This is a genomic window from Nonomuraea sp. NPDC005983 (genome assembly GCF_040614375.1).
Taxonomy (GTDB): domain Bacteria; phylum Actinomycetota; class Actinomycetes; order Streptosporangiales; family Streptosporangiaceae; genus Nonomuraea.
This window is the reverse complement of record NZ_JBEXUP010000033.1, coordinates 12,678-37,766: the sequence shown is the minus strand read 5'-3', so window position 1 is coordinate 37,766 and position 25,089 is coordinate 12,678. Positions and strand designations below refer to the sequence as shown.

Genomic DNA, 25,089 nt, shown 5'->3' with positions numbered 1-25,089 from the left:
CGAAACACCGGCGAAACACCACTGTGGCGAGATTCACGAATGTGAAACACACCCGGTCGAGCCACGAAACCGCGGGCGAACACGCTGTGGCCACACGTCACATGTAAGGAGGGTCGCGTCGTGAAGATCGATAGCGGCACGACAGCCTGGATGCTCGCGGCAACCGCGTTGGTGCTGCTGATGACACCGGGACTCGCGTTCTTCTACGGGGGCATGACCAGGGCCAAGAGTGTCCTGAACATGATGATGATGTCGTTCGTCGCCATCATCACGGTCACCATCGCCTGGGTGCTCTTCGGGCACTCGCTGGCCTTCAGTGACAACGGCATGTCGTGGCTGAACAACTTCGTGGGCGGGCTCGACCACATCGGCCTGCAGAGCCTGGTGGACACCGCCACCAAGGACGACGGCACCGGCATGCCCAGCCTGGTCTTCTCGGCCTTCCAGCTGACGTTCGCCATCATCACCGTGGCCCTGATCAGCGGCGCGATCGCCGACCGGGCGAAGTTCGGCGCCTGGGTGCTGTTCACCTTCGTCTGGGCGACGATCGTCTACTTCCCCGTCGCGCACTGGGTGTGGGGCACCGGCTGGCTGAACGCCCTCGGCATCGAGGACTTCGCCGGAGGCACGGTGGTCCACATCAACGCGGGCGCCGCCGCGCTGGCCCTGGCGCTGGTGATCGGTAAGCGGCACGGCTGGCGCAAGGAGCCGATGCGTCCGCACAACCTGACGCTGGTCCTGCTCGGCGCGGGCCTGCTGTGGTTCGGCTGGTTCGGCTTCAACGCGGGCTCCGAGCTGGCGGTCGACGGCACGGCGGCCCTGGCGTTCATGAACACCCAGATCGCCACCGCGGTGGCCGCGGGCGCCTGGCTCGTGGTGGAGAAGCTGCGCGACGGGCACGCCACCAGCCTCGGCGTCGCCTCCGGCGCCGTCGCCGGCCTGGTCGCCATCACCCCCGCCTGCGGCTTCGTCGACCCGTGGGCCGCGATGCTGATCGGCCTGATCGCGGGCGCGGTCTGCGCCTACGCGGTGGGCCTGAAGTACAAGCTGGGCTTCGACGACTCGCTCGACGTGGTCGGCGTCCACCTGGTCGGCGGCGTCATCGGCGCGGTCTCGCTCGGCTTCCTGGCCGCCTACCCCTTCCTGCCGCAGCAGAACAAGGGCCTGCTCTACGGCGAGGGCCTCACCCAGCTCGGCCTGCAGGTGCTCGGCCCGATCGCGGTCGGCGGCTACTCGTTCATCGTGACCTGGGTGATCGGCAAGGTCATCGACAAGACGATGGGCTTCCGCATCCCGGTCGAGGAAGAGGTCACCGGCATCGACGTCACCGCGCACGCCGAGACCGGCTACGACCTCGGCACGGTCTACGCTTCCGGCGTGACCTCCCCTAACGGTCCCCTCACTCCGGCCCAGAAGAAGGTGGAAGCATGAGGCTGATCACGGCCGTCATCAAGCCCTTCAAGCTCGATGACGTCAAGGCGGCCCTGGAGCAGTTCGGCGTCAAGGGCATGACGGTCAGCGAGGCGAGCGGCTACGGCCGCCAGCGCGGTCACACCGAGGTGTACCGCGGCGCGGAGTACCAGGTGGACCTGGTGCCCAAGGTCCGGCTGGAGGTCCTGGCCGAGGAGGACGACGCCGAGGACGTGATCGACGTCATCGTTAAGGCCGCCCAGACCGGGAAGATCGGTGATGGCAAGGTCTGGTCCGTCCCCGTCGACACGGTGATCCGGGTCCGTACGGGAGAGCGCGGTCCTGAGGCCCTGTGAGGGGAGAGGCGCGCTCCTTCGCCGCGGCCCGCAAGGAGCGGGCCGCGGACACCGACCGCTGGCTCAAGGATCTCTTCCGGACGGCGAGCGACGGCGACCGGGTCTCGCTGGTCGCCGTCGGCAGCCTCGGCCGGGGCGAACTCGCTCCGGGCAGCGACCTCGACCTGGTCCTGCTGCACAACGGCCGCCGCGACGTGGCCAGGGTCGCCGACCGCATCTGGTACCCGATCTGGGACTCCGCCGTCGGCCTCGACCACTCGGTGCGGACCGTGGAAGAGGCCGTGGCGGTGGCCCGCGACGACCTCAAGGCGGTGCTCGGCCTCATCCAGGCCAGGCACATCGCCGGTGATCCCGACCTGACCAGGAAGGCCAGGGAGGCGGTGCTCGCCGAGTGGCGGGCCGACTCCCGGCGCAGGCTGGGTGAGCTGCGCGAGGCGGCCGACCAGCGTGCCCAGGTCAGCGGCGAGCTGGCCTTCCTCCTGGAACCCGACCTCAAGGACGGCAGGGGCGGGCTGCGTGACGTCCAGGCCATGCAGGCGGTCGCGGCGGCGTGGGTGGCGTCCGCGCCGGGCCCGCGCGCCCGCGAGGCCCACGAGTTCATCCTGGACGTGCGGCACGCCCTGCACGTCGTCACGGCGCGCGGCAGCGACAGGCTGGTGCTGCAGGAGCAGGACGCCGTCGCCGGGCTGCTCGGCCTGCTCGACGCCGAGGCGCTGATGCGCAGGCTGGCCGAGGCGGGCCGGACGATCTCGCACGCCTTCGACGCGACCTGGCGCACGGTTGACAGGCTGGTGTCAGGCCCGGCTCCCCGGGGCCGCCGTCCGCTGGCCGACGGGGTGGTCGAGCACGGCGGCGAGGTGGTGCTCGCCAGGGGCGCGGACCCGCGCAAGGACCCGGTGCTTGTGCTGCGGGCAGCGGCAGCCGCCGCCGACTCCGGGCTGCCGCTCGCGCCCGCCACGGTGTCCGTCCTGGCTGCTCAGTCGCCTCCGATGCCGGTGCCGTGGCCGGAGGAGGCGCGCGACGCGCTGGTCTCCATCCTGGGCGCGGGGCGGGCCGCCGTCCCGGTGTGGGAGGAGCTCGACCAGGCGGGCATCCTTGTCAAGCTGCTTCCTGACTGGGAGCGGGTGCGGCACCGTCCGCAGCGCAACCCGATCCACCGCTTCACCGTCGACAGGCACCTGATCGAGGCGGCGGCCAACGCCGCGAGCCACACCCGCGAGGTGTCCCGCCCGGACCTGCTGTTGATCGCGGCGCTGCTGCACGACGTCGGCAAAGGCTGGCCAGGCGACCACTCGGCGACGGGCGAGGTCGTGGTCCGCGACATCGCGGCCCGCATCGGCCTGCCCCCGCAGGACGTCGACACGCTCGCCACCGTCGTCCGCCACCACCTGCTGCTGCCCGAGACCGCCACCCGTCGCGACCTCGACGACCCGGTCACCATCGAGAAGGTCGCGGGCACGGTCGGCTCCCGCGAGGTGCTCGATCTGCTCGCCGCGCTGGCCGTCGCCGACGGGATCGCCACCGGGCCCGCAGCCTGGAACGCCTGGAAGGCCGGGCTGGTCGCCGACCTGGTGCGGCGGGTGCGCTCGGTGCTGGCGGGCTCACCGCCGCCCAGCGCGCCCCACCTGTCGGCCGAGCAGGCCGCGCTGGCCAGGCACGGCGGGGGCGCGATCCGGGTGAACGGGGGAGCGGTCACGGTCGTCGCGCCCGACCGGGCGGGGCTGCTGTGGAGCGCGGCGGGCGTGCTGGCGGCGCACCGGCTCGTGGTCCGCTCCGCCTCGGCCGCCTCGGCCGGGTCCACGGCCGTGATCGAGTTCTCGGTGATCCCGGAGTACGGGTCGCCGCCCGACCCCGCGACCCTGGAAGCGGACCTCCGGCTCGTCCTTGCTGGACGCCTTGACATCGAGCAGCGGCTGGCCCGCCGTACCAGGTCGATGAGACCTCCTCGGGTGCCCGTCGCCCCACCGCGTGTGAGCTTGGTCGACGACGCCTCCGAGACGGCCACGGTGGTCGAAGTCAGGGCCCATGACAGGCCGGGACTCCTGTGGCGCATTGGACGTGCTTTCGGTGAGTGTGGTCTTGACGTACGAGCCGCCCGCGTAGAGACTCTCGGCGCGGAGGCGGTGGACGTCTTCTATGTGGTTGACCGCGTCGGACGCCCCCTCAGCGACGACGCTCAGCGGAGACAGGTCCGCGACGTGGTGCTTGCTGCACTGCGGTAACCAACGGCACACGACCAGCGGTCACATTTGTAACAATTGTGTCCGATTTGACCTGATACGTCGGATGCTGCGGATACCTTGTGTGACGGCTTGACAGTGGATTGAGGGGTAGCGGGAGCAGTGACAACGGGGAATTCCGACAGCGGCCACGCCGCAAGGCGGGACCGCCCAGCGCGGCCGCTGTCGCGGTACAACCTGCGCAACTGGCGCGTCCGGTGGCGCCTCACCGCGCTCATCCTGGTTCCCACCGTCGTCGGCGTCGCGCTCGGGGGAGCGCGCGTGGTGGCCTCGGTCCAGAGCATCGGCGCCTACGACCGCACCTCCGCCGCCGCCGCCGAGGCAGGCCGGATCCGCGACCTGGTCCAGGCGATCGGGCTGGAGCGTGACACTGGCGGCTGGATGGGCGCCAGCTCCGCGATGCGCAAGAAGCTCGGCACGGTGTACAACGAGCGCAAGGCCGCCGTCGACCGGCTGGTCAAGACCGTCCTGGACGACATGGCGGCGATGGACGAGTCGTACGGCGAGCGCGTCCTGGAGGCCGTCAAGCGCGCCCGCTCCGACCTCACCGTGGTGCTGCCCAGGGTCCGCAAGGAGGGGCAGAAGGACCCTTCGCGTTACGACTCCCCGGTCGACAGCCTCCTGCGCGTCCACGACGAGCTGAGCCTGCTCAGCGACGACCCGCAGATCATCGGCCAGTTCCGCGCGATGGGCGCGCTGGCGCGGGCCAAGGAGCAGGTCTCCCGCCAGCGCATCCAGCTGCTCAGGAACGCCTACAACGCGTCCGGCGTGGACGCCAAGGAGGTCGAGCGGTTCATCGCCTCCAGCGCCGAGCAGCACTCCGAGATCGCCTCAGTCGGTCAGGAGGCCGGCGCGCAGGTCGGCATGGAGCTGTCCAAGGCGCTGACCCTGGACAAGTACTACCGGACCGAGCTGATGAAGTCCCGTGCCGTCACGCTGGCCAGCGGCAGGGCCCCGGGCGCCAGGCTCAGGGCGGACCTGATCCCCCGCCCCCAGGAGTGGTTCGACGACAACACCGCCACCATCGAGGCGCTGCGCTCGGTCGAGACCACGCTCAAGGACAAGGTGGACCTGCGCAGCCAGGAACTGCGTGACGCCGAGGTGCGCAACGCGGTCATCGCGGGCGTGCTGATCCTGGTGCTGCTGCTGCTCGTCCTGCTCCTCACCGTGGCCATCGCCCGCTCGATGGTCACGCCGCTGCGCCGCCTGCGCACGGAGGCCCTGGAGATCGCCGGTTTCCGGCTGCCGGACGTGGTCCGCAAGCTGCGCGTGACCGGGGACGTCTCGACCGACGTGCACCCGATCGCGATCGAGGGCGACGACGAGATCGGCGAGGTCGCCAAGGCGTTCGACCAGGTCCACCGCCAGGCCGTGCGGCTCGCGGGCGAGGAGGCCGAGCTGCGCAGCAACATCAGCGCGATGTTCGTCAACCTCTCCCGCCGCACGCAGACGCTGGTGGAGCGGCAGATCTCGCTGATCGACGGCCTGGAGAAGGGCGAGCAGGACGGCGGCCGGCTGTCGGACCTGTTCAAGCTCGACCACCTGGCCACCCGCATGCGCCGCAACTCCGAGAACCTCCTGGTCCTGGCCGGCCACGAGGCCACCCGCAGGCGCAGCCAGCCGGCCAAGCTGGTCGACGTGGTACGGGCCGCGCTGTCGGAGGTCGAGGGCTACGAGCGGGTCCAGGTCAAGGTGCACCGTTCCACCTCGGTACTCGGCAGCGCCGCCAACGACCTCGTCCACCTGGTGGCCGAGCTGGTCGAGAACGCCATCCAGTTCTCGCCGAACAGCTCCCAGGTCGTCGTCTCCAGCAGCCTCGTCGAGGGCGGCGGCGCGCTGCTGTCGGTGGCCGACTCCGGCATCAGCATGACCGAGGACGAGTTGGCCGAGGCCAACCGCCGCCTGGCCGAGCCGCCGGTCGTGGACGTGTCGGTCTCGCGCCGCATGGGCCTGTTCGTGGTCGGCCGGCTGGCGCTGCGCCACGGCATCCGGGTCCAGCTCCGCAAGGGCGACGGCTCCGGCCTGATCGCGATGGTGCTGCTGCCGCCGTCGCTGCTCCCCCAGGCCGCCCAGCAACCCCTGCAGCCGCGCCCGGCGTACGGCGCCGGCATGGGTGGCGGCATGGTCCCCGCCGGACAGAACGGCAACGGCAACGGCTCGTTCCACTCCTTCGGCAGCTTCGACTCCTTCGACAGCGCGGGCTCGGCACCCAGGAGCCCGTTCACCGCCAACACGGACGGCGGCAGCATCAGGCAGCCGCCGTTCGACCCCGGCGTCTTCCCGTCGTACCCGAGCTCCCCGTCCTACCCGAGTCCGCCGTCCTACCCGAGCCCGCCGAGCGCTTCGTTCCCGAGCCAGCCCGCTTCCCAGAGCCCGCCGAGCCCCCCAGGCGCCTCGTACCCGAGCACGGAGCGCACCGGCTCCTTCCCGTCCTTCCCGAGTAACGACTTCTCGCGGGGCCCGTTCCAGGCGCCGCCGCCCGCGCCCGCGTCCTCGCCGTACAACACGAGCGAGGTGCGCAGGCCCGAGCCGCACCCGTCGGTGGAGGTCTCGCCGATGGACGCGGAGCACGAGGAGTTCCTGCCGATCTTCGCCTCGGTCGAGTCGGCGTGGTTCCGCAGGCCGCAAGGCGAGCAGGGGTCGGATTCGTCCCATCGAGATGAGCAAGACTCCGCGCAAGCCGTACGCTCTGGGGAGGAAGCGTGGCGAACCGCCGCTGACGCCGGTTGGCAGGCGGCGGCCGCCGCGAGCGACCCGAGCCTCGGCGGCACCACCGCCGCCGGGCTCCCCAAACGCACGCCCAAGGCGAACCTGGTACCAGGAACGGCCAGCCAGCCCGCGCTGCAGCAGCAGCAACGGCAGGACCCGACGCCGCCGGTCTCCCCCGATCGGATGCGCCGCCGGATGGCCAGTTACCAGCAAGGCGTGCGGCGGGGTCGCGCGGAGGTACGTGAACAGGAGGAACAACAGTGAGCGAGCGGCCTGCGTGTCCCATCAAGGAGGACGCGTGACGACCCTTAGCCACGAAGCGCACCGGTTTGACTGGTTGATCACCGACTTCGTGCGGAACACCCCCGGCGTGGCGCATGCCGTCGTCGTCTCGGCCGACGGCCTCTGCCTGGCCGCTTCCGAGGGGTTCCCGCCGGACCGGGCCGACCAGCTCGCCGCGGTCTCCGCCGGGCTGCTGAGCCTGACCGTGGGCGCGTCCCGCGTGTTCGAAGGCGGCTCGGTGTCACAGACCGTGGTCGAGATGCAGCGTGGCCTGCTCATCGTGATGGCGATCAGCGACGGTTCGGTGCTCACCGTGCTGGCGGGGCCCGACTGCGACATGGGGCTGGTTGCGTACCAGATGACGCTGCTGGTCGACAGGGCCGGGCAGGCCCTCACGCCGGCTCTGCGCGCCGAGCTCCAGGCCGCCAGGACGCGGTGATGCAATGGTGGAACTGATGGAGGAGGGCCGTGTACGGCAGTAGCGGAACCGGGGACGACGAGCCCCTGTTCCGCCCGTACGCGGTGACCGGCGGCCGTTCGGAGCCGCGTTACCACCTGGCGATGGAGACGCTGATCTCGTCCATGTCCATACCGGACGACGAGATGGCCATGCTCACACCCGAGCAGGAGGCCATCATGCAGCTCTGCCGGACCTTCCGGTCGGTCGCCGAGATATCGGCCCTGCTCCGGGTCCCGCTGGGTGTGGCCAGGGTGCTTGTGGCGGACATGTCCGACGAAGGGCTCGTCCGCCTGCACCAGCCGCACCTCAGCCAGGGACAGCCAGACCTCAACATGCTTGAAAGGGTGCTCAGTGGACTTCGCAGGCTCTAGCCCCGGCCTAACGTCGACGAAGATCGTCGTCGCGGGCGGGTTCGGCGTCGGCAAGACGACGTTCGTGGGGGCGGTGTCCGAGATCCTGCCGCTCACCACGGAAGCGGTGATGACGGACGCGTCCGCGGGCATCGACGACCTCGGTCTGACCCCGAACAAGCAGACGACGACGGTGGCGATGGACTTCGGCCGTCTCTCCCTCGACCGCGACCTGATCCTGTACCTGTTCGGCACGCCCGGACAGCACCGGTTCTGGTTCATGTGGGACGACCTGGTGCGTGGCGCCATCGGGGCCGTGGTGCTGCTCGACACCCGGCGGCTGGCCGACAGCTTCCCGGCCATCGACTACTTCGAGGAGGCGAAGCTGCCCTTCGTGATCGGCGTCAACGGCTGGGAGGGGCAGTTCCCGCACTCGGACAACGAGGTGCGGGAGGCGCTGGCGCTGGGGGCGCACGTCCCGATCGTGCGCACGGACGCGCGCAACCGCGATTCGGTCAAGGCGACGTTGATCTCGCTGGTGGAGCACGTGGTGCGGCTGCGGTCGGCTCCCGTCTCCTAGGACCCGTCTCCTAGTCGTCTCCTAGGGTCCGTCTTCTAGCGGCGGACCTCCCAGGGGACTGCGTCCAGCGAGTTGAGCACCGGGACGAGTTGCTTCTCCTCGTAGTCGAAGTGGGCTTCCAGTTCGGCGGAGAGGCGGTCCAGCTCGTCCCGGGTGCCGGCGGCGGCCAGCCGCTCGACCAGCCCGGCGACCACCACGTGCTCGGCGCGCAGCCGGTCGAGGGCCTCCTTCAGCTCGGGGAGGCGCTCCTCCAGGTGGGGGAAGACCGCGCGGTCCTCGCCCGAGTGGTGGAAGCTCAGCCGCTCGCAGAACGTCACGCAGTGGGCGCGCAGCTCGCCGCTGAGCGGCTCCCCGGTGCGGAGCCCGGCGAGCTCGGCGCGGAACCAGTCGTGCACGGCCACCAGCTCGTCCCCGAAGGCCCGGACCCGTTCCGCGTCGCCGGTACTGTCCTGCTGGGCTTGCGTCATGTTCACTATCCTTCGGTTAGTCGAGCAAATTAGCTTTGTATGCATAGCTAATTGCTCATTCAAGGTATTGGGGTGCTTGGCGGATGTCAACGGACGGCCTGAGCGTGGACGAGAGCATCCGCACGCTGCTGCTGCTGATGCCGCGCATGGTGGGCAGGGCCAAGCGGCTGGGCGTGCCCGAAGAGCTGCGGTCGCTCTCACTCGCGCCCCGGCACCTGTCGCTGCTGGCCTACCTGCTGTTCGACGGGGCGATGACGGTCAACGAGCTGGCGTCACGGCTGGAGGTGGCACCGGCGACGGTCAGCCTGATGGTCGGCGAACTGAGCCGCAAGGGCGTCCTCGACAGGCGCGAGGACGACGCCGACCGGCGGCGGACGATCGTCAGCATCGCCGAGGCGCGCCGCGACGCCATCTCGGAGTGGCTCGGCCACGGGGCCGCCGCCTGGCGCACGGCTCTGGAGCCGCTCACGCCCGCCGAGCGGCGGCTGTTCGTGCGCACGCTGCTCGCCTACGAGCAGGCACTGTCGGGCTGAGCCGGGCTGAGCCGGGCTGAGTCGGGCTGAGCGCCTTGGCCTGACGGCAGGCCGCACCTCGCTGTCAGGCCGAGCTCCGGGGCGTGACGTCGGCGGATGTGGGTCGTGCGGCGCGCCCTGCATTCAGCTCGCGCGGCCGGCGATCAGGGCCTCGATGCCGTCGAGGACGCGTTCCAGGCCGAACTTGAAGGCGTGCTCCGCGCTGTAGGCCCCGCCCAGGGCCTCGGCGGCGGCCTCGCCGACCCGCGCGGCCGTCGGGTAGCGGCTGGCGTCGGCGATCCGGCTGAGGAAGGGCGCGTGCGCGGCCCACCACTGGTCGTCGGACATCCCCGTCGCGCTCTCCGCCTGCGCGGCCTCGACCGCGCCCCTGGCCGTGCCGTGCACGAACCCGGTGATCAACGTGATCACGGAGTCCATCTCCACGTCCGTCAGCCCGATGCCGGAGACGGCGCGGAGCTCGTAGTCGTACTTGGCGACGACGTTCGGCCCGAGCACCGGGCGGCTCGTCGCCACCTGGAGCAGCCAGGGGTGACGCACGTAGAGCGCCCAGTTCTCCCTGGCGATCAGCGCCAGACGTCCGCGCCAGCCGCCGGGAACGTCCTCCGGCCTGGCCGTCTCGCCGTACACGGTGTCGAGCATGACGTCGAACAGTTCGGGTTTGCCCGGCACGTACGTGTAGAGCGACATCGTCCCTACGCCCAGCTTCTCGGCGACCCGGCGCATGGACAGGGCCTGCAGCCCCTCGGCGTCGGCCACCTCGATGGCGGCGCGCACGATCTTGTCGACGCTCAAATCGGGCTTGCCCTTGCGGCTGGTGCGTTCGCTCGTGCGCCAGAGCAGCGCGAGGCTGCGCGCCGGGTCGCCCTTGCCGGAGTACTCGATCGTCACATCCGTACGGTACACCGTACGGTTGCACGCCCTCAATCGTATGCTGTACGGTACGGCGTACGGAAATGGAGGTGCCATGTCAGCGGTACTGGCGCAGGGCCTGCGCAAGACCTACGGCAAGAAGACCGCGCTGGACGGGTTCGACCTGGAGGTGAGGGAGGGCACCGTCTGCGGGCTGCTCGGCCCCAACGGCGCGGGCAAGACCACGGCTGTCCGCATCCTCACCACGTTGCTGCGTCCCGACGGCGGCCACGCGTCGGTGGCGGGCTACGACGTGGCCACGCGGCCCCACCAGGTGCGGCGCAGCATCGGCCTGGTCGGCCAGCACGCGGCCGTGGACGAGGTGCTGACCGGGCGGCAGAACCTGGAGTTGTTCGGACGCCTCTACCACCTCGACTCCCGCACGGCCCGCACCAGGGCCGCCGAGCTGCTCGACGCGTTCGGCCTGGAGCATCCAGGCCCGGTCAAGGAGTACTCGGGCGGCATGCGCCGCCGCCTCGACCTGGCGGCCGGCATGATCCTCTCGCCGCCGGTGCTCTTCCTGGACGAGCCCACGACCGGCCTCGACCCGCGCAGCCGCGCCGAGGTGTGGCGGGCGGTGCGCGGGCTGGTCGCGGGCGGCACCACGGTCCTGCTCACGACCCAGTACCTGGAAGAGGCCGACCAGCTCGCCGACCGCGTCTCGGTGATCGCCAGCGGCAGGGTGATCGCCGAGGGCACCCCTGACGAGCTGAAGTCCAGGCTGGGCGGCGACCGCGTGGACGTGGTCGTCAGGCACGCGGACCGGCTCGCCGAGGCCGTGGAGATCGTCGGGCGGGTGGCGTCCGCGCCGGCGGAGTGCGACGAGGACACCCGGCACGTCAGCGCTCCCGTGACGGAGCGGGTCCAGGCGCTGACGGAGGTGCTGGGCGCGCTCGCGGCGGCGGGCGTCGACGTGGAGGACGTCGGCCTGCGCCGCCCGACGCTGGACGAGGTCTTCCTGAACCTCACGGAGAACGAGGAGCTGCCTCGATGACCACGAACCCGACACCCACGAACCCGCGGTCTGTGAACCCGACGTCCGCTCGCTCGACGGTGGTGGTGAGTCAGGCGCTCGCGAACCAGAGGTCCGCCGTCGAGGACGGGCCGCTCGCCCGGCTGCGCTGGGCCCTGGCCGACGGCTGGACCGTCGCCAGGCGGGACCTGATCCACTGGACCGCTCAGCCCATGACGATCGTGTTCGGGGTCGTCTTCCCCGTCATAATCACCCTGGCGTTCGGCTACCTGTTCGGCGGCGCGGTGGACGTGCCCGACGGCGCCGACTACTTCGCCTTCCTCATGCCCGGCATGTACGGCATGACGATGCTTTTCGGCCTCGGCGCCACCATGGTCGCGGTCACCACGGACCTGTCCCGCGGCGTGACCGACAGGTTCCGCTCGATGCCGATGGCCCCCTCGGCCGTCCTCCTCGGCCGGGCGGTCGCCGACCTGCTGACCTCGGTCCTGATGCTGGCGGGCATGCTCGCCTGCGGGCTGGCGGTCGGCTGGCGTCCTGACGACCCGTTGGGCGCCCTGGGCGCGGTCGCTCTCCTGCTCCTGCTGCGCTTCGCCCTGCTCTGGGCGGGAATCTACCTCGGGCTGCTGACCAAGGAACCGGGTGCGGTCACCGCCATCCAGACCCTGGAGTTCCCGATCGGTTTCCTCTCCAACGCCTTCGTCGCCCCCAGCACCATGCCGGGCTGGCTCGGCGCCATCGCCGAGTGGAACCCGCTCTCCTCGACGGTGGCCGCTGCCAGGCAGCTGTTCGGCAACCCCGGCTGGGGCGGCGACTCCTGGGTGTCCCAGCATCCCGTGCAGATGGCCGTCGTCTGGCCACTGCTGATCACGGCCGTCTTCTTCACCCTCTCCGTCCGCCTCTACCAGCGCCTCGACCGCTGAAATCCACCGACCCAGGTCGTGAAATGTCGGTGCTGTGGTCGCACAATGTCGGTGCAATCAGCCGTGAAATGTCGGTTCTAAAGCCCGCGAAATGTCGGTTCAGCTGCCTGTAGAATGTCGATTCCGCAGGTAGGAGGCGCAATGGCTGACCTGGTTCCGCGACGTATCGCTGGACATGCCGTGGAGTTCCTGGACGCTTTCAGGGTTGTGATCGTCAACGGTCCGCGTCAGTCGGGCAAGACCACCTTGCTCCAGCAACTGAACGCGTGTCGGGGCGGCACGTACCTGACCTTGGACGATGGCGCGCTGCGAGCGGCCGCCCAGGCTGACCCGGAGAGCTTCGTCGCTGACGGCGCGAAGCCCTTGATGATCGACGAGATACAGCGGGGCGGCGACGACCTGGTACTGGCGATCAAGTCAACAGTTGATCGTTCGTCTGGGCGTGGGCAGTTCATTCTCGCTGGTTCGACCAGGTTCCTGACGACCCCGTCGCTCAGCGAGTCGCTGGCGGGAAGGGCGGGCGTGCTGGAAGTCTGGCCGTTCGCCCAGCAGGAGCTTGCCGGGGGGAGCACCTCCTTCCTGACCAGAGCGTTCGAGGACCCCGAGTCCTTCAGGACGGTCAGCCGGAGTGGCTACGGTCGGGCCGACTATTTCGACGTCATTGTCAGGGGTTTCTATCCCGAGACCATGACGATGCGTTCCGAACTGGCCCGCGCCGAGTGGCACAGCGCGTACGTGCAATCGGTCATCGACACTGACATCCGCGAGATGGCGAAGATCGACGAGCCCAGCAGCCTGCGATCGCTGTTGAGGCTCGCCGCCGCCTCTACCGGGCAGGAGATGAACGTCGTCAAGACCGCGAGCGACCTCGGCCTTCACCGCACCACGGTCAATCGCTATTTGGGGTTGCTGGAGACAGTCTTCCTGGTGAGGTTGCTGCCTGCCTGGTCACGCAACCTGAACGCCCGCGCCGTACGACGTCCTAAGTTGCACGTCACGGACACCGGACTCGCAGCCCATCTGCTGTCGGTCGACGCCGAAGGGCTGGCCGCCCGTGTGGCACCCGCGCGCGGTGCGCTCGTTGAGACGTTCATCGTCAACGAGTTGGCCAAGCAGGCGACGTGGTCGCCGTTCCGGCTGAACCTCTGTCACTGGCGCGTCAGCCAGGGGCCGGAGGTCGACCTCGTTGTTGAGCGGACCAACGGGCGGGTGGTCGGAGTCGAGGCCAAGGCGACGGACGCCGTCGACCTCCAGGACTTCAAGGGACTGGCTACGCTCAGGGACTCTCTCGGCGACCAGTTCGTCCATGGTTTCGTCCTCTACACCGGAGCACGATCGCTGGCCTTCGGTGATCGGCTGACCGCGCTGCCGATCAGCGCGCTATGGGATCGGTGACGCTCCGGGTGGGAGCGTGGTGCTGCGGCTCAGTGTGCTCGGCCTGGCTCCGTGAGCAGGGCGATCGACTGCTGGGCGGAGCGGATGCGCCGGGTGCGGGCCTCGTCGGCGACGCCGAGCTTGAGGCCCTCCTCGGCGATGGCGCCGAACGCGGCGAACGCCGCCAGGCGCCGGCGCACCACCTTCTCGAACGCGTCGTCCTCGATCCGGTAGTACGCGGTGCGCTCGCCGGCCCGGGTGTGCCGCCTGACCAGGCCGATGGAGGTCAGCAGCCGCATGTTGGACGTCAGCGACGCCCTGCTGGCCCCGATCGCGTCGGCGATGTCGCCCGCCGACTGCTCGGACGGGGTGCAGATCAGCAGCCAGCCGAGGATGCGGCCGGTGATCGGGGCGAGCCCCCACGCCTCGTTGCAGAACGTCGCCACGCGCTCGACCCATTCGAGCAACTGCTCGCGATCGGCGTCACCCGATGGTGCCATGTCGGCCACAGCCTTTCGTCGTCTGATGCTATTTCAGCATAGGCTGAAACTCCTAGACTAGGCGAATCATCACCGCCGGTCAGGGCGTGTGGCGGTAGAACTCGACGGGCTCCGGAGCCAGGGGAGTGTTGCCGAGGATGAGGTCGGCCGCCTTCTCGGCCAGCATCATCACGGGCGCGTAGATGTTGCCGTTCGTCACGTACGGCATGGCGGACGCGTCCACGACGCGCAGCCCGTCCAGGCCGTGCACCCGCATGGTCGCGGGGTCCACCACCGACATCTCGTCCACACCCATCCTGCAGGTGCAGGACGGGTGCAGCGCGGTCTCCCCGTCACGCGCGACCCAGGCCAGGATCTCCTCGTCGGTCCGGACCTCAGGGCCGGGCGAGAGTTCGCCGCCGTCCAGGTCCGCCCACGCGGGCTGCGACAGGATGTCCCTGGCGTACCTGATCGCCTCCACCCACTCGCGGCGGTCCTGCTCGGTGGACAGGTAGTTGAACTGCAGCGCGGGCTTCTTCCTGGGGTCCGCCGAGGTGATCCGGACGTGGCCGCGGGCGTCGGAGTACATCGGCCCGACGTGCACCTGGTAGCCGTGCCCGCCCGCCGGGGCGGAGCCGTCGTAGCGGACCGCGATGGGCAGGAAGTGGAACATCAGGTTCGGGTAGGCCACGTCGTCGTTCGAGCGGATGAACCCGCCCGCCTCGAAGTGGTTCGTCGCCCCGGGCCCGCCACGCAGGAACAGCCACTGCGCGCCGATGAACGGCCTGCGCCACATGGCCAGCGACGGCTGCTGCGACACCGGGCGGGTGCAGGCGTGCTGGACGTAGACCTCCAGATGGTCCTGCAGGTTCTCCCCGACGCCCGGCAGGTCGTGCACCACCGGCACGCCGACCGGTTCGAGCACCCGCGCGGGCCCGACGCCCGACAGTTGCAGAAGCTGCGGCGAGTTGATCGCTCCGCCGCACAGGATCACCTCGCCGGCCGTGATCCGCTCGCCGCCGCAGACCACGCCGACCGCCCGCGTCCCCTCGAAGACGACCTTCTCCACGAGGGCGCGCGTCCTGATCGTGAGGTTGCGGCGGTTTCGCACCGGATGCAGGTAGGCGCGCGCGGCGCTCAGCCGTCTGCCGCGGTGGATGTTGCGGTCGAAGGCGGCGAAGCCCTCCTGGCGCAGGCCGTTCACGTCGTCCGTGAGCGGGTGGCCCGCCTGCTGGACGGCCTCGAAGAACGCCTCGAACAGCGGGCCGCGGGCCGGGCCGCGCTCCAGCTTGAGCGGGCCGCCGTCGCCGCGGAGAGCCGAGCCCGGGTCCGCCAGGCAGTTCTCCATCCGCTTGAAGTACGGCAGGCAGTGCGCGTAGTCCCAGTGCTCCATGCCCGGGTCCGCGGCCCAGCGCTCGTAGTCGAGGGGGTTACCGCGCTGGAAGATCATGCCGTTGATGCTGCTCGAACCGCCGAGGACCTTGCCGCGGGCGTGATAGATGCGCCGCCCGCCCATGTGCGGCTCGGGCTCTGACTCGTACTTCCAGTCGTAGAAGCGGCTGCCGATGGGGAACATCAGCGCGGCCGGCATGTGGATGAACACGTCCCAGAGGTAGTCGGGCCTGCCTGCCTCCAGCAGCAGCACCGACACAGACGGGTCGGCGCTCAGTCGGTTGGCCAGGGCGCATCCGGCCGATCCGCCGCCCACGATGACGTAGTCGAAGCTCAACGCGGAATCCAGTCCTTCCACACGATCTTGTTCTCGTCCACCCACCGCTTGGCGGCCTGCTCGGCGGTCATCCTCTTGTTGACCATGTCGCTGGCGACCGCGTTCTGGTTGTCGTTGGTCCAGGTGAAGTTGCGTACCAGCTCGTAGGCCTTGCCGCCGTTCTGCGAGAACGACCTGCTCACGATCTTGTCGAGCAGGTACGGCGGGTAGTCGCAGGCGATCTCGGCGGCGGCGTCGTCGCAGCCGATGGCGAACGGCGGGAGGTTGATCTTGACGAGTTTGAGCTTGGTGAACAGCCATTGCGGCTCGTAGAAATACATGAGCAGCGGCGTCTGGTTCTTGGTCGCCGACTCCGCCGCCTTGATGAGGGCATCCTCGCTGCCGGAGTAGACGACCTTGTAATCGAGGTTGAGGTTGCGGATGAGCGCCTCGTCGTTGGTCACGAAGGACGGGTCCCCGTCGAGCACTTGACCGGCATTTCCCGATTTAACGGTACGGAAGAGACTTGCATACTTGTTCAGACGTCGCCAGTCGGTGATATCCGGATATTTCCGGACCATCCACTCAGGGACATACCACCCGATCACGCCTTTGTTCCCGGTGAGACCGGCCGACAACGCGACCTTCCTGTCCTCGATGTACTCCTTCTTGAGATCGTTGTGGCCCCAGTTCTCAACGATCACGTCGACTTTGCCGCTCTGGAAGTCCTTCCAGGAATCCACCTCCCTCATCTTCCTGGTCCGGACCTTGTACCCCAGTTCGTGCTCGAGCAGATAGCTCAGGACGGCCGCCTGAGCCTCGTACCCGAGCCAGCCGTGGATGTCGATGTTGACCGTCCCCTTCGCCCCGGCGGCAGGCGTGGGCTCCTCGCTGGAGCAGGCGGTCAGGAGCAGGGCCGCGACCAGCGGCCCCGCGAGCGTCTTGGTTCGCATCAGAGTTCTCCACGACGGTGGCCACGGGTGTCCGGGCCACCGTCACGAGGGGTCACGAGGGGTCACGAGAGGTCGCAGGGGGTCACTTGGGGATCCACGCCTGCCACTTGGCGGTGTTGGCCTCGATCCACTTCTTGGCGGCCTGCTCGCCGGTCAGCCCGTTGTTGGTCATGTCGTTGGCGACGGCGTTCTGGTCCTCGTTGGTCCAGCTGAAGTTCTTGACCAGCTCGTACGCCTTGCCGCCGGTGTCGGCGAACTTCTTGCTGACGATCTTGTCCAGGTCCAGCTCGGCGTAGTCGCAGGCGACCTTCTTGGCGTCGGCGTCGCACCCGTCGGTGTAGGCGGGCAGGTTCACCCGGGTCAGCTCGACCTTGTCGAACAGCCAGTGCGGCGTCCAGAAGTAGAACAGCAGTGGCTTCTTCTGCTCCTGCGCCTGCGTGGCGGACTTGAGCAGGGCCGCCTCGCTGCCGCCCGTCACCACCTTGTAGTCGAGCTTGAGGTTCTTGACCAGGGCCTCGTCGTTGGTGACGTAGCTCGGGTCGCCGTCGAGGATCTGGCCCTTGTCGCCGGACTCGGAGGTCTTGAACAGGGAGGCGTACTTGTTCAGGTTCTTGTAGTCGGTGATGTCCGGGTACTTGTCGGCCATCCACTTGGGGACGTACCAGCCGATGATGCCCTTGTTGCCCGTCGACCCGGCCGACAGCGCGACCTTCTTCTCGTCGATGAACGTCTTCTTCAGATCCGGGTGGCCCCAGTTCTCGATGATGACGTCCACGTCGCCGGTCTCGAAGCCCTCCCAGGAGAGCTGCTCCTTGATCTCGGGCAGTTCCACGTTGTAGTGCAGCTCGTTCTTCAACAGGTACGCGACGACGTTGGCGCTGGCCTCGTAGCCCACCCACGGGTTGATCGCGATCTTCACGGTGCCGGCGCTCGCGGCGCTGGCGCTGCCCTGCTGCGGTGCGGCGGCGCTGGGGGACTCTTCGATCTTGGCGCCACCGCACCCCGCGGCGGCGAGTCCGAGCGTGAGCAGGCCTGCGAGCAGGCGGATCTTCATGCGTTCTTCCTTTGTTGGGGGGACGGGCGCCTGTCGGCGCCCTGCGTGATGCGGTCGAGCATGATGCCGAGCAGGACCGTCGCGATGCCCGCGGCGAAGCCCATGCCGAAGTCCGTGCGCTGGGAGAAGCCGGTGACCACGTCGTAGCCGAGCGCCCCCGCCCCCACCAGCCCGCCGACGACCACCATGGCCAGGGTCAGCACGATGCCCTGGTTGGCGGCCAGCAGGATGGCCCGGCGCGCCATCGGGAGCTGTACCTTCCACAGCAGTTGTCCCGGGGTGGACCCGGCGGAGACGGCGGCCTCCACCACGGTGGCGGGGACCGCCCTGATGCCGTCCTCGACCAGGCGGACGACCGGCGGGACCGCGTAGATGACCGAGGCGAAGATCGCGGTGAACCTGGTGGTCTCGAACAGCGCGAGCGCGGGGAGCAGGTAGACGAAGGCCGGCATGGTCTGCGCGGCGTCGAGTATCGGACGCTGCACGGCCGAGTACCTCGGCGAGCGGGCCCCCGCCACGCCGAGCAGCAGGCCGATGAGCAGGGTCACGAGCACCGCGACCGTCACCGTGGTGAGCGTCCGCATGGCGTGGTCCCAGGTGCCGAGCAGCGCGATCGCCAGCAGGCAGCCGAGCGCCGTCAGTGCGGCCCGCACGCCGCTCACCCACCAGGCCAGCAGCAGCATGGCGGTGGCGACCAGCCACCACGGGGCCGAGGTGAGCACCTCCTCCAGCGGGTTGAGCAGGCCCGTGGAGGTGGCGTCCTTGACGAAGGTGGTGACGGCGTACCAGTTGCTCTCGGCCCAGTGGACGGCGTCGTTGACCTCGGCCACGAAGTTGACCGACCAGTCCTGCGGCCACTCGGCGGGCAGCAGCGGGGTCAGCGCGAGCCCGGCCACGGCCAGCGCGGCGGCCCCTACCAACCGGCCCTTGCCGAGCTTGCTGTGCGGGTCGCGCCTGGCGAGGGCCGTCATGGTCCGGTCGAGGACGACGGCCATGACCACGATCGCGATGCCCGCGGGCAGCATGATGCCGACCTGCGCCCGCGACAGCCCGCGGATGATGTCGCTGCCCAGCCCCGGCGCGGAGATCAGGTTGGCGATGACCACCATCGACAGCGCCATCATGATCGTCTGGTTGACCGCCAGCGCCATCGTGGACCTGGCGAGCGGCAGGTAGACCTTGAACAGCGTCTGCGCGCGGGTGGCGCCGAGCGACGCGGACGCCTCGACCGCGGTAGGGGAGACCTGCTGGACGGCCAGCGCGGTGATGCGGATCGCGGGCGGGATCGAGTAGATCATCGTCGCGATGGCCCCCGCGGCCGGGCCGATGTGGAAGAAGAGCACGAGCGGCGCCAGGTAGGCGAACGTCGGCATGATCTGCAGGATGTCGAGCACCGGCGTGAGCACCCCGCGCGCCCGGCGCGAGAGCCCCGCCCACACCCCGAGCGGGATCCCGACGGCCAGCGACAGCAGCACCGACGCGGCGGCCAGCGCCAGCGTGTCGACGCTCGACTCCCACAGCCCCAGCACGCCGAACGAGCCGGTCCCGGCCACGGCCAGCAGCGCGATCCGCCAGCCGCCCGCCAGCCAGGCCAGCGCGCCGAGCACGCCGATCAGCCCCGGCCACCCCAGCGCGTACAGGACGCTCTGGAAGAGCGAGTAGACGCCGCCGACGAACAGCCTGATGTAGTTGAGGAAGTACAGGAACAGCGGGCTGGAGTTCCTGTTCTCGTCGATCCACTCGCGCAGGTCGGTGATGGCGGTGAACTGCGGGGCGTCCTTGTCGTGGGGGAGGGTGCCCGTCCCGCGGAAGACCAGGTACGCCAGCGCGAGCAGGACCGCCACCCCCACCGGGGCCGCCCACCGCGGCAGCCTCAGCCTGGACGGGGTCGAGACGGCCGTGGTGCTCATGCGCCGGCCCGCGCGGCGGGCACGTCGTGGGCCGGCTGGTCCTGCCCGGACAGGAAGGTGAGCAGGTCGACCCGGTCCACGACACCGACCAGCTCGTCGCCGTCGACCACCCTGATCGGCCGGGCCGAGCCGGACGCGACGGCGATGGCGTCCTTGATGATCGTGCCCGCGGGCAGTGCCGGGCCGTCGAGCGACTCGCCCGGCTCGGGCGGGCGGCACATCCAGCGCAGCGTGAGGACGTGGCTTCTCGGCACGTCGCGGACGAAGTCGGCCACGTAGTCGTCGGCGGGGGCGCCCACCAGCTCCTCCGGGGTGCCGAGCTGCACGATCGAGCCCGCCCGCATGATCGCGATGCGCTCGCCCAGCTTGAGCGCCTCCGACAGGTCGTGCGTGATGAACACCATGGTCTTGCCGACTTCCCTGTGCAGGCGGATCACCTCGGCCTGCATGTCGCGGCGGATCAGCGGGTCGAGCGCGCTGAACGGCTCGTCGAACAGCATCACCTGGGGGTCGACCGCCAGCGCGCGGGCCAGGCCGACCCGCTGCTGCATGCCGCCGGAGAGCTGGTCGGGGTAGGCGTCGGCGTGGCCGTCGAGGCCGACGAGGGAGAGGATCTCACCGGCGCGAGCACGCCTGGCGGCCTTGGCCAGTCCCTGGACCTCCAGCCCGTAGGCGACGTTGTCGATCACCCGCCGGTGCGGGAGCAGGCCGAAGTGCTGGAAGACCATGCTGACCTGATGGCGGCGCAGCTCGCGTAAGCGGGCGGGGGAGGCGCGGCCGACGTCCTCGCCGCCGATCCTGATCTCGCCCGCGCTCGGTTCGACGAGCCGGGTCAGGCAGCGGACAAGGGTCGACTTTCCGCTTCCCGACAGCCCCATGACCACGAAGACCTCGCCGGGGCGCACGGCGAAACTGACGTCCCTGACGGCCGCGGTGCAGCCGGTCTTCTCCCTCAGCGCCGCCGGTTCGAGATCCCTGTCCTCGCTGCCCAGCACCCTTTCCGCCGTCGCACCGAAGATCTTCCACAGCCCTTCGACGTCAATGGCCGCACTGTCGGGAGAAGCCCCCACACTCGCCTCCTTGGCTATCGCGGGGCTCAACATATGGCTTCGTAAACGGAAATCTCAACGGCGTGACCTTGAAGAGACCGGGGTGCCTCTCCGGCGTTACCTCATTGGAACGCGACAATCGCCCATAAGTGGACACCTATCAAGTCATAGGATTATTTTTCGCCCCATGGCTCCACGTTAGGAGCGCCAGCTTCTCTTCACTCCTGTCACATAGCTTGACTTTTGTCGCGGTATGTTCGATTGGCCGTCTCAGTTGGGATGTGTTCCAATTACCCGGACTTGCTGGATTTCTCAGGGATCCCACAGGTCCCTCCAAATACGCCGATTCGGGCGAGAGGTTGCGTTCGGTGAGCACTGAGTTGGGCGAGAGGCAGCCAGACGAGGGAAACTGGCGCCTGCGCAATTGGCGCGTCCGGGCACGGCTGGTGGCCCTCATCCTGATCCCTACCGCCGCCGCCGTCCTGCTCGGCGGCGTGCAGGTGATCACCTCGACGGGCGCCGCCGCCGACTACGCCCGCACCAACAAGCTCGCCCATCTCTCCGAACAGGTCGGCGCGCTCACCCACCTGATCTCCGGCGAGCGCGCCAGGACGTCCTGGTACATCGCCAAGAGGCGGCCCACCAGCATGCTGTCGAGCGTGCGCAGCCAGATGGACCAGGTGAACGAGGGCGTCAAGCAGGTACGCGCGAACGCCCAGCAGCTCCTGGGCGAGGTGACGGGCCGCACCGCCGACCAGATCGAGACCATGCTGAGCCGCCTCGACGACCTCTCCGGGCTGCGCCAGCAGGCACTCGACGCGGCCCTGCTGCCCTCGGCCGCCGTCGACCTCTACACCACCGTCATCAACGACCTGCTCTCCGTGCACAACGAGCTGATCAAGGGCAGCCAGGACGACGAACTGTTCCGCCAGTCGCGCATGCTCGACGCGCTCGCCCACGCCAAGGAGAGCATCTCCCTCCAGCAGGCGCTGGTCACCACGGTCCTGGTCGAGGGCAGGTTCGACCAGGAACAACTCAAGCGCTTCCTCGGCGAGCTGTCCCGGGAGACCAACGAGCGCAGGAGCTTCGCCGCGGAGGCCACCTCCAGCGAGCGGCGCTTCTTCGACGAGACCGTCAACGGCAGGTCCTCCGACCGCATGCTGTTCCTGCGCGAGCTGGTGCTGATCAGGGCCACCGCCGGGCTCCCGCTGCGCGGCCTGGACCTGGGCAAGGGCAGGCGTGACGACGCCAAGGAGTGGTTCGAGGCGAGCGACGTCGTCGCCGGGTCGATGCGCGAGGTCGAGCGGCGCCAGGCCGCCGGGATCGTCACCCGCAGCCAGGAGCTCAGCTCGGCCGAGCAGCAGCGCGCCTACATCGTCGCGGGCGCCGTGCTGGCGCTGCTGGTGGCCGTCCTGCTGATCACCACCGGGGTGGCCAGGTCGCTGGTCCGCCCGCTGCGCAAGCTGCGCACCGAGGCGCTGGAGATCGCGGGCAAGCGGCTGCCCGACTTCGTCCAGCACCTGCGCGAGACACGTGACGGCGCCGCCAACGCGCAGGTGCCGCCCATCGGCATCTTCTCCAGGGACGAGGTCGGCGAGGTCGCCCGCGCCTTCGACGAGGTGCACCGGGAAGCGGTCCGGCTGGCGGGCGACGAGGCGCGGCTGCGCTCCAACGTCAACGCGATGTTCGTCAACCTCTCGCGACGCAGCCAGACGCTGGTCGAAAGGCAGCTCACCCTGATCGAGCGGCTGGAGCGCGGCGAGCGCGACGACACCAGGCTGGGCGACCTGTTCAGACTCGACCACCTGGCCACCCGCATGCGCCGCAACAGCGAGAACCTGCTGGTCCTGGCCGGCCAGGAGGCGGCACGCAAGTGGAGCGAGCCGGTCGAGCTGATGGACATCGTGCGCGCCGCGCTCGGCGAGGTGGAGAGCTACGACCGGGTCAGCATCCAGGTGCAGTCGGAGGTCGCGGTCGCCGGGCAGGCCGTCAGCGACGTCGTCCACCTGCTCGCCGAGCTGGTCGAGAACGCCGTCTCGTTCTCCTCGGGCGACACCAAGGTCGTCATCTCCAGCAGCCGCATCGACGGCGGCGGGGTGATGGTGTCGGTCACCGACAACGGCATCGGGATGGGCCCGGAGGAGCTGACCCAGGCCAACTGGCGGCTGGCCAACCCGCCCGTCGTGGACGTGTCGGTCTCCCGCCGCATGGGCCTGTTCGTGGTCGGCCGCCTCGCGCTGCGGCACAACATCAGGGTGCAGCTGCGCCGGCAGGACGTCGGCGGGCTGGCCGCCATGGTGCTGGTGCCGGAGACGCTGCTGACGCCGGTGCCCGGCGCGCTGCCGGACCCGGCGCCGTTCCCCTCGGTGCCGATGCAGGCCACACCGTCCATGCCCGGGTACGGTCACCCCTCGTTCGACAACTCCTTCGGCAGCCCGTTCGACTCTCTGGCCGAGTCGCCGTTCGACAGGGGCGCCCGCGCGCCCGAGCCGTCCTTCGACAGGCCCGTCTTCCCGTCCACAGAGCCGGCCCACGAGTCGGCTTACGAGTCGGCCAACGGCTCGGCCTACGACACGGCGCCGCCGCCCGAGCCGTCGTCCTGGTTCGTCTCCCAGCGCACCCACTCGGTGGAGACGCCGCCGCCCGCACCCGAACCGCCGCAGCCCTCGCCATCGGGCGAGGAGTTCCTGCCCATCTACTCGGCCGTCGAGTCGAGCAGCTGGTTCACCAAGGCCGCGCCGACACCGGACCGGCGCGAGCCCTCCTGGGACTCGCCCGCCGACGACGGGTGGCAGGCCGCGGGGGCGGTCAGCGAGCCCGCCGACAGCGGGACGACGGCCTCCGGGCTGCCCAGGCGGACGCCGAGGGCGAACCTGGTGCCCGGCTCCGCGTCGCCCGCCCCGCAGCAGAGCCCGCCGCCGGCACTGCCGGTCTCGCCCGACCGGCTGCGTAACAGGCTCGCCAGCTACCAGCAGGGTGTGCGGAAAGGCCGCGCCGAGCTAGAGGAGGATGAGTGAAGGATCTGAGCCCGGAGGCCAGGGACGTGAACTGGCTGGTCACCGGCTTCGTCGAGCAGGTGCCCGGAGTCGCCCACGCGGTGGTCGTCTCCGCGGACGGCCTGCCGATGGCCTTCTCCCGCGGCTTTCCCCGAGACCGCGCCGACCAGTTGGCGGCCATCGCGGCCGGGCTGGTCAGCCTCACCGAGGGCGCGGCGCGCGTGTTCGAGGGTGGAGGAGTCACCCAGACCCTGATCGAGATGGATCTCGGGCTGCTGCTGGTGATGTCCATCAGTGATGGTTCGTCGCTCGCCGTGCTGGCCGCACCCGACTGCGACATGGGCTTGGTGGCGTATCAGATGACGATCCTGGTCGAACGCGCGGGGCAGGTGCTCACACCTGCCGTCCGCGCGGAGCTGTCGGCCGCACGCCCCTGGTGATCGGAGTGGATCTTGGCATCGTGGCATGACGGCGGGTCGGAGCCGGAGCGCAGCTCACTGGTCCGGATGTACGCGGTCACCGGCGGCCGCACGGCCCCGCGGAGCGAACTGGCCATGGAGGCGCTGGTGTCCTCGGCGACCTCCGCACAGCTGGGTACGGCGTTCACGAGGGAGTACCGTGCGATAAGCGAACTGTGCCGTCAGGTACGGTCGGTGGCGGAGATCTCCGCGTTGCTCGCGATCCCGCTCGGCGTGGCCCGGGTGCTGGTGGCGGACATGGAGGCGGACGGGCTGGTACGGATCTACCAGCCGCAGCTGGAAGCGGGCCTGCCCGACAGGAGCCTGCTCGAAAGGGTGCTCAGTGGACTTCGCAGGCTCTAGTGGGCTCGCCTCGACGAAGATCGTTGTCGCGGGCGGGTTCGGCGTCGGCAAGACCACCTTCGTCGGCTCGGTGTCGGAGATCATGCCGCTGACCACCGAGGCGCTGATGACGGACGCCTCGGCCGGCATCGACGACCTGGCACGCACGCCGGGCAAGACCACCACCACCGTGGCCATGGACTTCGGCCGCCTCTCCCTCGACCACGACCTGATCCTGTACCTGTTCGGCACCCCCGGCCAGCACCGGTTCTGGTTCATGTGGGACGACCTGGTGCGCGGGGCCGTCGGCGCGGTCGTGTTGGTCGACTCGCGGCGGCTGGCCGACAGCTTCCCCGCCGTCGACTACTTCGAGAACGCCAAGCTGCCGTTCGTCGTCGGGCTCAACGGGTGGGACGGGCAGTTCCCGCACGCCGAGGACGACGTGCGGGATGCGCTCACGCTCTCGCCGCACGTCCCGATCGTCCGCACGGACGCCCGCGTCCGTGAGGCCGTCAAGGGCACGCTCATCTCGCTGGTCGAGCACGCCCTCATGGTCAGGACACACCCCTGAGGG

Annotated in this window: 23 protein-coding genes; 15 read left to right on the top strand and 8 right to left on the bottom strand. The window is 69.7% G+C overall.

The features are described 5' to 3' along the window. The first annotated feature begins 120 nt into the window (after positions 1-120). The 7 genes from ABZ297_RS17310 to ABZ297_RS17280 all read left to right on the top strand — a co-directional run bounded on the left by ABZ297_RS17310 (position 121) and on the right by ABZ297_RS17280 (position 8,387). Positions 121-1,431, top strand: a complete 1,311-nt coding sequence (locus ABZ297_RS17310) for an ammonium transporter (protein WP_355346409.1) — start codon at positions 121-123, stop codon at positions 1,429-1,431. After that, positions 1,428-1,766 (top strand): P-II family nitrogen regulator, encoded by a 339-nt coding sequence (locus ABZ297_RS17305; RefSeq protein ID WP_184945529.1) that lies wholly within the window; start codon positions 1,428-1,430, stop codon positions 1,764-1,766. The genes ABZ297_RS17310 and ABZ297_RS17305 overlap by 4 nt, the downstream gene beginning before the upstream one ends. Beyond that, on the top strand, positions 1,763-3,988 hold the full coding sequence (locus tag ABZ297_RS17300) for a [protein-PII] uridylyltransferase (RefSeq protein ID WP_355346406.1): 2,226 nt from the start codon (positions 1,763-1,765) through the stop codon (positions 3,986-3,988). Before ABZ297_RS17305 ends, ABZ297_RS17300 begins: the two co-directional genes overlap by 4 nt. A 120-nt stretch (positions 3,989-4,108) precedes the next feature. Then, positions 4,109-6,979, top strand: a complete 2,871-nt coding sequence (locus tag ABZ297_RS17295; protein ID WP_355346403.1) for a nitrate- and nitrite sensing domain-containing protein — start codon at positions 4,109-4,111, stop codon at positions 6,977-6,979. 34 nt (positions 6,980-7,013) lie between these two features. Beyond that, the gene (locus ABZ297_RS17290) at positions 7,014-7,436 is read left to right on the top strand and encodes a roadblock/LC7 domain-containing protein (protein ID WP_049575902.1); all 423 of its coding nucleotides are present in this window, start codon (positions 7,014-7,016) and stop codon (positions 7,434-7,436) included. Between the two features lie 29 nt (positions 7,437-7,465). Next, complete coding sequence (locus tag ABZ297_RS17285) at positions 7,466-7,828, top strand: DUF742 domain-containing protein (RefSeq protein ID WP_355346399.1); 363 nt, start codon at positions 7,466-7,468, stop codon at positions 7,826-7,828. Beyond that, on the top strand, positions 7,809-8,387 hold the full coding sequence (locus ABZ297_RS17280) for an ATP/GTP-binding protein (protein WP_350802663.1): 579 nt from the start codon (positions 7,809-7,811) through the stop codon (positions 8,385-8,387). The genes ABZ297_RS17285 and ABZ297_RS17280 overlap by 20 nt, the downstream gene beginning before the upstream one ends. Before the next feature lie 35 nt (positions 8,388-8,422). Here ABZ297_RS17280 and ABZ297_RS17275 read toward each other — a convergent pair whose 3' ends face one another. Continuing rightward, on the bottom strand, positions 8,423-8,854 hold the full coding sequence (locus ABZ297_RS17275) for a hemerythrin domain-containing protein (RefSeq protein ID WP_355346396.1): 432 nt from the start codon (positions 8,852-8,854) through the stop codon (positions 8,423-8,425). Positions 8,855-8,937: 83 nt separating this feature from the next. Here ABZ297_RS17275 and ABZ297_RS17270 point away from each other — a divergent pair, with 83 nt between their 5' ends. Beyond that, positions 8,938-9,387: a MarR family winged helix-turn-helix transcriptional regulator gene (locus tag ABZ297_RS17270; protein ID WP_355346393.1), complete on the top strand. Its 450-nt coding sequence runs from the start codon at positions 8,938-8,940 to the stop codon at positions 9,385-9,387. 123 nt (positions 9,388-9,510) lie between these two features. Here ABZ297_RS17270 and ABZ297_RS17265 read toward each other — a convergent pair whose 3' ends face one another. Then, a complete protein-coding gene (locus ABZ297_RS17265; protein ID WP_355346390.1) occupies positions 9,511-10,275 on the bottom strand; it encodes a TetR/AcrR family transcriptional regulator in 765 nt (254 codons plus the stop codon). 76 nt (positions 10,276-10,351) lie between these two features. Here ABZ297_RS17265 and ABZ297_RS17260 point away from each other — a divergent pair, with 76 nt between their 5' ends. The 3 genes from ABZ297_RS17260 to ABZ297_RS17250 all read left to right on the top strand — a co-directional run bounded on the left by ABZ297_RS17260 (position 10,352) and on the right by ABZ297_RS17250 (position 13,587). After that, on the top strand, positions 10,352-11,290 hold the full coding sequence (locus ABZ297_RS17260) for an ATP-binding cassette domain-containing protein (protein WP_355346387.1): 939 nt from the start codon (positions 10,352-10,354) through the stop codon (positions 11,288-11,290). Continuing rightward, entirely contained in the window at positions 11,287-12,192 is a 906-nt protein-coding gene (locus tag ABZ297_RS17255; RefSeq protein WP_355346384.1) for an ABC transporter permease, read from the top strand. Before ABZ297_RS17260 ends, ABZ297_RS17255 begins: the two co-directional genes overlap by 4 nt. A gap of 141 nt (positions 12,193-12,333) precedes the next feature. Beyond that, positions 12,334-13,587 (top strand): ATP-binding protein, encoded by a 1,254-nt coding sequence (locus tag ABZ297_RS17250; RefSeq protein ID WP_355346381.1) that lies wholly within the window; start codon positions 12,334-12,336, stop codon positions 13,585-13,587. Between the two features lie 29 nt (positions 13,588-13,616). Here ABZ297_RS17250 and ABZ297_RS17245 read toward each other — a convergent pair whose 3' ends face one another. From ABZ297_RS17245 to ABZ297_RS17220, 6 genes are all read right to left on the bottom strand, one after another. Continuing rightward, on the bottom strand, positions 13,617-14,066 hold the full coding sequence (locus tag ABZ297_RS17245) for a transcriptional regulator (RefSeq protein WP_355346378.1): 450 nt from the start codon (positions 14,064-14,066) through the stop codon (positions 13,617-13,619). Between the two features lie 79 nt (positions 14,067-14,145). Further along, complete coding sequence (gene betA, locus ABZ297_RS17240) at positions 14,146-15,795, bottom strand: choline dehydrogenase (RefSeq protein WP_355346375.1); 1,650 nt, start codon at positions 15,793-15,795, stop codon at positions 14,146-14,148. After that, complete coding sequence (locus tag ABZ297_RS17235) at positions 15,771-16,706, bottom strand: ABC transporter substrate-binding protein (RefSeq protein ID WP_355346372.1); 936 nt, start codon at positions 16,704-16,706, stop codon at positions 15,771-15,773. Before ABZ297_RS17235 ends, betA begins: the two co-directional genes overlap by 25 nt. Positions 16,707-16,788: 82 nt before the next feature. Continuing rightward, a complete protein-coding gene (locus ABZ297_RS17230) occupies positions 16,789-17,760 on the bottom strand; it encodes an ABC transporter substrate-binding protein (protein WP_355346369.1) in 972 nt (323 codons plus the stop codon). Continuing rightward, positions 17,757-19,670, bottom strand: a complete 1,914-nt coding sequence (locus ABZ297_RS17225) for an ABC transporter permease subunit (RefSeq protein WP_355346366.1) — start codon at positions 19,668-19,670, stop codon at positions 17,757-17,759. The genes ABZ297_RS17230 and ABZ297_RS17225 overlap by 4 nt, the downstream gene beginning before the upstream one ends. Then, entirely contained in the window at positions 19,667-20,740 is a 1,074-nt protein-coding gene (locus ABZ297_RS17220; protein WP_355346363.1) for a betaine/proline/choline family ABC transporter ATP-binding protein, read from the bottom strand. The genes ABZ297_RS17225 and ABZ297_RS17220 overlap by 4 nt, the downstream gene beginning before the upstream one ends. A gap of 347 nt (positions 20,741-21,087) precedes the next feature. Here ABZ297_RS17220 and ABZ297_RS17215 point away from each other — a divergent pair, with 347 nt between their 5' ends. From ABZ297_RS17215 to ABZ297_RS17200, 4 genes are all read left to right on the top strand, one after another. Further along, positions 21,088-23,736, top strand: coding sequence for a nitrate- and nitrite sensing domain-containing protein (locus ABZ297_RS17215; RefSeq protein ID WP_355346360.1), 2,649 nt, complete (start codon positions 21,088-21,090; stop codon positions 23,734-23,736). Continuing rightward, positions 23,733-24,155 (top strand): roadblock/LC7 domain-containing protein, encoded by a 423-nt coding sequence (locus ABZ297_RS17210; RefSeq protein ID WP_350802645.1) that lies wholly within the window; start codon positions 23,733-23,735, stop codon positions 24,153-24,155. Before ABZ297_RS17215 ends, ABZ297_RS17210 begins: the two co-directional genes overlap by 4 nt. 66 nt (positions 24,156-24,221) lie before the next feature. Continuing rightward, entirely contained in the window at positions 24,222-24,536 is a 315-nt protein-coding gene (locus ABZ297_RS17205) for a DUF742 domain-containing protein (RefSeq protein ID WP_355346484.1), read from the top strand. Beyond that, a complete protein-coding gene (locus ABZ297_RS17200) occupies positions 24,517-25,086 on the top strand; it encodes an ATP/GTP-binding protein (protein WP_355346357.1) in 570 nt (189 codons plus the stop codon). The genes ABZ297_RS17205 and ABZ297_RS17200 overlap by 20 nt, the downstream gene beginning before the upstream one ends. Positions 25,087-25,089: the final 3 nt, after the last annotated feature.

Excerpts from the sequence above, each read along its gene's own strand:
- ABZ297_RS17270 (WP_355346393.1), top strand. The coding sequence starts at position 8,938 with ATGTCAACGGACGGCCTGAGCGTGGACGAGAGCATCCGCACGCTGCTG.
- ABZ297_RS17250 (WP_355346381.1), top strand. The coding sequence starts at position 12,334 with ATGGCTGACCTGGTTCCGCGACGTATCGCTGGACATGCCGTGGAGTTC.
- ABZ297_RS17255 (WP_355346384.1), top strand. The coding sequence starts at position 11,287 with ATGACCACGAACCCGACACCCACGAACCCGCGGTCTGTGAACCCGACG.
- ABZ297_RS17235 (WP_355346372.1), bottom strand. The coding sequence starts at position 16,706 with ATGCGAACCAAGACGCTCGCGGGGCCGCTGGTCGCGGCCCTGCTCCTG.
- ABZ297_RS17230 (WP_355346369.1), bottom strand. The coding sequence starts at position 17,760 with ATGAAGATCCGCCTGCTCGCAGGCCTGCTCACGCTCGGACTCGCCGCC.
- ABZ297_RS17245 (WP_355346378.1), bottom strand. The coding sequence starts at position 14,066 with ATGGCACCATCGGGTGACGCCGATCGCGAGCAGTTGCTCGAATGGGTC.
- ABZ297_RS17205 (WP_355346484.1), top strand. The coding sequence starts at position 24,222 with ATGTACGCGGTCACCGGCGGCCGCACGGCCCCGCGGAGCGAACTGGCC.
- ABZ297_RS17275 (WP_355346396.1), bottom strand. The coding sequence starts at position 8,854 with ATGACGCAAGCCCAGCAGGACAGTACCGGCGACGCGGAACGGGTCCGG.
- ABZ297_RS17225 (WP_355346366.1), bottom strand. The coding sequence starts at position 19,670 with ATGAGCACCACGGCCGTCTCGACCCCGTCCAGGCTGAGGCTGCCGCGG.
- ABZ297_RS17260 (WP_355346387.1), top strand. The coding sequence starts at position 10,352 with ATGTCAGCGGTACTGGCGCAGGGCCTGCGCAAGACCTACGGCAAGAAG.
- ABZ297_RS17305 (WP_184945529.1), top strand. The coding sequence starts at position 1,428 with ATGAGGCTGATCACGGCCGTCATCAAGCCCTTCAAGCTCGATGACGTC.